Origin of the sequence: Plesiomonas sp. ZOR0011 (genome assembly GCF_000800945.1) — a bacterium.
Classification (GTDB): Bacteria; Pseudomonadota; Gammaproteobacteria; order Enterobacterales; family CAMTGL01; genus Plesiomonas; species Plesiomonas shigelloides.
Window position 1 is genome coordinate 1 of record NZ_JRKB01000122.1, and the last position, 1,451, is coordinate 1,451.

Below are 1,451 nucleotides of genomic sequence, written 5' to 3' on the forward strand. Positions count from 1 at the left end.
TAGAACGGCGGACTGTTAATCCGTATGTCACTGGTTCGAGTCCAGTCAGAGGAGCCAAATTCGAAAGCCCTGCTCAATGAGCGGGGCTTTTTGCTATCTGCGGTTTATTGATTGGTTTATCCGGTATCAACCCTCAGCGCCCAACTCTCAACTCTACTTTGCAAACCTTCAACTTTGCCCTCTTTGCTTCGCTATCACTGGGTAATAAATCTGCGCTCTGTCGGTTTTTATTCCAAATGCGTCTGCACACACACATTTTATGAAACTTTTTGACTAAGACATGTTCTGACATCTTACGTTGCCATTTGTATGCCGAATCGGTATCCGTCACTGCATGAAGTGGCTGACACCGTATACCGTCCGGCAGGAACTCACCAGATAGTATTATGATGAGCTTCACTACCGCAGCTTTGCTGCGTCCCATATTGTTTTTTTTGTTTTTGTTTGGCTGCTCGCTGCCTTTAAGCTGCTACGCCGCGCATCATCAACGTGCGACGGGCCACCATCAGCTGACGCATCGTAAGCGCAAAGCGCGCCAGCAAAAGCCCATGCACCGGCATACACCGTCGCGCCAACACGCCAAGGCAACGCACGCGCCAGCGCTTACGCATGCACATTCGCATGCCTCGCATTCTGCGCATGCCGTTCCGCATTCCCATACGCACACAGGACATCACGCGCAGACCAACGCCGCGCATCACTCTAATCACTCTCACCGCCGACATGCGGAGAAACACTCAGCCAAATCCGCCCATCTGAAACATCATCTGCGGAAACACATCGATAAGATTCGTATCGCCAAACGGCTGGTAGTGCGTAAAGCGATTCGCCAACTAGGGAAACCTTATGTGTATGGGGGCAGTTCACCGCGTACCGGTTTTGACTGCAGCGGCTTGGTCTACTTTATTTATGACAAGATGTTCACCCCGCACCTGCCGCGCACCGCGAACAACATGTTCCATATGCGCAGCGCCAGCCGAGTACGGCGCGGGCAATTAGAAACCGGCGATCTGGTGTTCTTCCATATCCATAGCCCGCAGCACAGCCACGCAGACCATGTGGGGATCTATTTGGGCAATAATCGCTTTATTGAAGCGCCGCATACCGGCAGCCGCATTCGCATCAGTCATCTGGATAATGATTACTGGCGTAAACACTATCTGGGCGCGCGTCGCTTGCTGGAAACGGCCAAAATCAGTTTGCCGCCGCAGCCGCATTGGGAGTAAGCCGCAAGACCACTAAACAGGGCGAGCAACGCACCAGCCATTGACCGGTAAGCACGGGAAACAGTGCTGTTTTTTGCAGCACCCGATAATGGGCGCTGATTTTTGTACTTGCTATCTGCCCTACTTCATGGCTTAATACGTCCCGCATTGCGCTGCCCGGATAGCTCAGTCGGTAGAGCAGGGGATTGAAAATCCCCGTGTCCGTGGTTCGATTCCGCGTCCGGG

At 52.9% G+C, this 1,451-nt stretch carries 2 protein-coding genes; one reads left to right on the forward strand and one right to left on the reverse strand.

From position 1 onward, the window contains the following. Positions 1-461 precede the first annotated feature (461 nt). Positions 462-641, reverse strand: a complete 180-nt coding sequence (locus L975_RS18375) for a hypothetical protein (protein WP_177326661.1) — start codon at positions 639-641, stop codon at positions 462-464. Positions 642-848: 207 nt separating this feature from the next. Here L975_RS18375 and L975_RS18380 point away from each other — a divergent pair, with 207 nt between their 5' ends. Then, a complete protein-coding gene (locus tag L975_RS18380) occupies positions 849-1,226 on the forward strand; it encodes a C40 family peptidase (RefSeq protein WP_177326662.1) in 378 nt (125 codons plus the stop codon). Positions 1,227-1,451: the final 225 nt, after the last annotated feature.

Bases quoted from the DNA above. Each gene is read 5' to 3' on its own strand.
- L975_RS18375 (WP_177326661.1), bottom strand. From the start codon at position 641: ATGCGCAGAATGCGAGGCATGCGAATGTGCATGCGTAAGCGCTGGCGC.